Source organism: Belliella aquatica, from assembly GCF_014637795.1.
Lineage (GTDB): Bacteria > Bacteroidota > Bacteroidia > Cytophagales > Cyclobacteriaceae > Belliella > Belliella aquatica.
The window spans coordinates 1-4,235 of the sequence record NZ_BMFD01000012.1 but is presented as its reverse complement, the minus strand read 5'-3'; the positions used below and the strand labels follow the sequence as shown (position 1 = coordinate 4,235).

Here is a 4,235-nt window from a genome sequence, read left to right as displayed (position 1 = left end):
TTTTTTTTTTTTTTTCATGAATATAATTCTGATTTCTCCCATGGATATAACCAAGCTGTCTTTTTATTAAAGATTTAGGTATTGAGATAATTTTATGAAATCGAATTACTGAATTTTTAATTAATCCTGTCGTTTCTCCTAAGTCAGCATCAATATCAACCAAAAGATCTGATTCATCCAAAAAATCAGGAACTTTACTAGAAATGAATGCTAAAACAATGTGTTCATGATCGCCAATTGGCTCAGTTAAACAAAGAGCTGGTCTTACCTTATGAGACTTAAAATCTTCGAAAGGAAAGCTTACCAAAACTGTCTTGAACTTAAATTCACACTTTTTTCCCATCTTCTAATGAATAAATATCTTCCTCTTCTTCTTTTAAAAAATCAAATGCAGGATTATTAGAGACAACTTTTAACCAATCATTTTTATCGTTTATTTCTTCTTCTAAGAGAATTAAAACTTTAACATTTTTATCAGCTTCTTTCAAACCCAAATCTAATTTGAGGTGACCTTTCTTATTTGTTTTTGACTTTATTTCTATAGCTTTCATTATAGTTTTAATTTTGTCTAGTCAAATTAACGATTTTTTCGAATAATGTTCTGACAATTACAGAAATAAAAAAACACCCAAACAGATCTGCTTGGGTGCTTTATATTATTGTATGGGCCAAATTAACCCAACCAACTTGTCCAAGGAATTCTGCTTAGGATCAAGACCAAACCAATACCATAAGCCATATAGATAGCCCTGAATCTAGCCTTGCTGTCTGTCATTTTCTTAGCTTTGGAATAGCCAATGGTAATCACCACAATTGCGATGATATTGATCACTGGGTGTTCCAATGCTGTCAATCTAGCTACTTTGTCTCCCATGGCTCCACCACCAGTCAATAAAGAGAAACCAATTGGGCTGACGAAGTAAAGAATCAAGCCAACCAAAAGTTGAACGTGTGAAAGGATAAAACCAATCAAAGCAATTTTTCTGTGTTTCTCAGTGAAAGCTTTTCCGCTCAATGCTCCAATAAGAGCAATGATCATGATAATAGCCAAAGCTGCCAATACCAAGTAAGCAAGTCCCGAATGCGCGTGTTGTAGTCCTGTGTACATTATAATTTTAGATTTATGATTGTAGATTTTAGATTATAAACTTGTCCGCCGTGGCGGATTGGAAGATTCCAATATTGGAAAATTGTTGGAAAGTTGTAATGTTAGAAAGTTTTAAAGTTGGCTAACGCATTATTTTAGATTGTAGATTATAAATTTTTGTCCGCCGTGGCGGATTTGAGAATTTAAAGATTAATAATTCGAGATATCTCCCTACTGGTCGATATGACTAGTAAGCCTACTTCATCATTCAACATTCATCATTGGACATTTTAATTACGAATTTAGAACGCTGAACTTCGAATATCGAACGATACCTAACTCATCCTTCATCCTTCCTATTTCATCCTTACCCCACTATTCAACATACACCACCAATCCTTTCAAGTACTCCGTCTCTTGGTGAAAGATATTGATCGGGTGGTCGGATGGTTGGGAAAGATAGTGAAGGATTCTGATATTTCTACCACTTTCCAGCGCCGCAGCCGTGATTGTGTTTGCAAAAAGTTGTTTATCAACTACCTGCGAACAAGAAAATGTAAACAAAATTCCACCACTTTTGATATGTTTAAATGCTTCTGCATTCAATCTCTTGTAGCCTTGCACTGCATTGTGCCTCGATTTTATGTTTTTGGCAAATGCAGGTGGGTCTAAGACAATCACATCATAATCCTGTTCGATTTCTTTAATATATTTCACCACATCTGCGACAATAGACTGATGTTTTCCTTTAAATTCAGCAGCATTGAGTGCTACATTCTTATCGGTCAACTCAATTGCTTTTGCTGAAATATCTATGGAATGCACTTCTTTTGCGCCAGCTCTCAAAGCAGAAACAGAAAAGCCACCACTGTAACAGAAGGTGTTCAAGACTTTTTTTCCTGCACTGTATTTTCCGAATAGATGCCTGTTTTCTCGTTGATCTACAAAGAAACCTGTTTTCTGACCTTTCTCCCAGTCGATTTCATAGATGCAGCCATATTCTTTTACCAAATTGGTCTGAGGTGTTCCAAAGATCAATTTGTTTTCAATTCCTGAAATATTTTTCGGCAAGGTCTCAGCGGATTTGTCGTAGACAGCGGAGAGTTTCTTTCCATAAATAGCCTGTAGCGCTTGAGAAATCTCCTCAATGTGTTGATGCATGCCAATAGAATGCGCCTGAATAACAGCCGTACCATTGTAAAAATCAATGATCAATCCAGGCAGACCATCACCTTCACCATGGATCAGCCTGTACACATTGGTTTCTTTCCTGTCGGTAAGTCCGATACTTTGTCTGACATCAAAGGCAGATTGGATTTTTTTTGTCCAAAAAACACCATCTATAGGTTGCTCTTCGAATGAAATTGTACGGACCATAATGGAGCCGTTTTGAAAGTGACCTATTCCTAAAAAGATATCTTTGGCACTGAAAACTTGCACCAATTGGCCATTTTTCAAGTCAGTATCTCTTGTAGCGATGGCGCCTGAAAAGATCCAATGATGTTTTCTGAGAATGGAAATTTCTTTATTTTTAGCTAATATGATTTTAGGATAATCAAGCATTGATTTTTCGTTTTTTAGGGAAAATATACGTTCCCGATATCATGGATAAAGCACTTACTACTAAAGCAGGAACGTGTGGATAGATGGGCATTTCAATATTGATAAAAGCCAAATAGGCAATCATTCCAAAGATAATGGCCATCAGAGCACCCATTTCTGAGGCTTTTTTCCAGTACAATCCGGCTGTCAAAGGTACAAATAAACTCACCAACATGAGTATGGAAGCTTCGGCAACGAGTTCATAAATGTTTGTTTTCCATTGTGCCATAATCGTGGCGATGATAGCCACGAAAATGATATTGAATCTCAATAACCAAAGAAAGTGTTTGTCCTGAAGTTTTGCTCCAAAATAGGGGCGAATTAAATTCTCGGAAATAATAGCGGATGGAGCGAGCAAACCTGAACTGGTGGTACTCATAATCGCAGAAATCAGCGCTCCAAAAAACAGGATCTGAACATGAATGCCGCTGTGACGGAGAACCATCTCTGGAAGTAGCAATTGTTTGTTTTCGAGGTAAATTTCAGGATAAAGAAACTTAGCCCCTAATGCAATAAATAGTGGAAGCAAGCCAATAGTGACATAAAAGCTTCCAGCCAAATAGGTAGATCTAATAGCGACTTTTTCTGATTTGGCTGACATGACTCGTTGGTAGATGTCTTGACTTGGGATACTTCCCAAACCAATAATCATCCAAGCTCCCAAATAATTGATCCAAGCAGTGGGCTTGAGTTCAGGGAAAAACTGAAAACTCCCTTCTGGTGCTGATTCTAAAATTGGCATTACACCACCTGCTCGCTGGGAGACTAACACTGCAACCCAAATTAATCCCACGACAATCAGCGTGGTTTGGATAAAATCAGTGATTGAAATAGCCCACATTCCTCCAAGGAAGGTATAGAAAACAACAATGCCAGCACTAACCACAATGGCATTGGCGATAGAAATATCTGCAATGCTGTTAAAGATAAGTGCCAAGGCGACTAGCTGCGCTGCTACGTAGCCAAAATAGGCAGGAATCATAAATACGGAAGCGAAGAATTCGACTTTCTTGCCAAAGATTCGCTTGTAAACATCCCCAATGGTCAACACATTCATTTTGTACATCGGTCTGAGATAAAACATCCCAAAAAGTACCAAGCAAAGTGCACCGCCAAAGGGATCTTCAATAACGCCTTGAAGTCCAGAATCTAGGTATTCTGACGAAGCTCCAAAAATCGTCTCCGAACCAAACCAGGTAGCAAATAGGGCAGAAGCAGACAAAAAAAGCGGCAGCTGCCTGCCCGCCAAAACAAAGTCATTGGAATTTTTGACCAGTTTCGAGGATCAAGCACCCACCGCTATGGTGATGATGATGTATATGATGATCGCTGTGAGAAGCAAGAGGGATTTTAGATATTAGAAGGTAGATTTTAGATTGGGATATCGTGTGCAATGAACGATGTACAAAGTACAAAGTACAATGTATAATGTACCAAGAAGCGATCTAATGGTCAAAAATAGTTGGTAAAAACCCTGTAACGTATTGATTTAAAATTATTTACAAAAACCTTATTGAAATCAGTTTCAATAAGGTTTTTTTGTTTC

Annotated in this window: 5 protein-coding genes; all 5 read right to left on the bottom strand. The window is 37.7% G+C overall.

The genetic code is table 11. From position 1 onward, the window contains the following. Positions 1–343: type II toxin-antitoxin system PemK/MazF family toxin (locus IEV57_RS14505; protein WP_188443770.1), on the bottom strand; the 343-nt coding region annotated here is incomplete at its 3' end. Beyond that, on the bottom strand, positions 327–551 hold the full coding sequence (locus IEV57_RS14500) for a hypothetical protein (RefSeq protein ID WP_188443769.1): 225 nt from the start codon (positions 549–551) through the stop codon (positions 327–329). The genes IEV57_RS14505 and IEV57_RS14500, both read right to left, overlap by 17 nt. 122 nt (positions 552–673) lie before the next feature. Then, positions 674–1,108, bottom strand: a complete 435-nt coding sequence (locus IEV57_RS14495; RefSeq protein WP_188443768.1) for a hypothetical protein — start codon at positions 1,106–1,108, stop codon at positions 674–676. 354 nt (positions 1,109–1,462) lie between these two features. After that, entirely contained in the window at positions 1,463–2,650 is a 1,188-nt protein-coding gene (locus IEV57_RS14490) for a class I SAM-dependent rRNA methyltransferase (RefSeq protein WP_188443767.1), read from the bottom strand. Beyond that, positions 2,643–3,938: a high affinity choline transporter 1 gene (locus IEV57_RS14485; RefSeq protein ID WP_229744513.1), complete on the bottom strand. Its 1,296-nt coding sequence runs from the start codon at positions 3,936–3,938 to the stop codon at positions 2,643–2,645. Before IEV57_RS14485 ends, IEV57_RS14490 begins: the two co-directional genes overlap by 8 nt. Between the last annotated feature and the right edge of the window lie 297 nt (positions 3,939–4,235).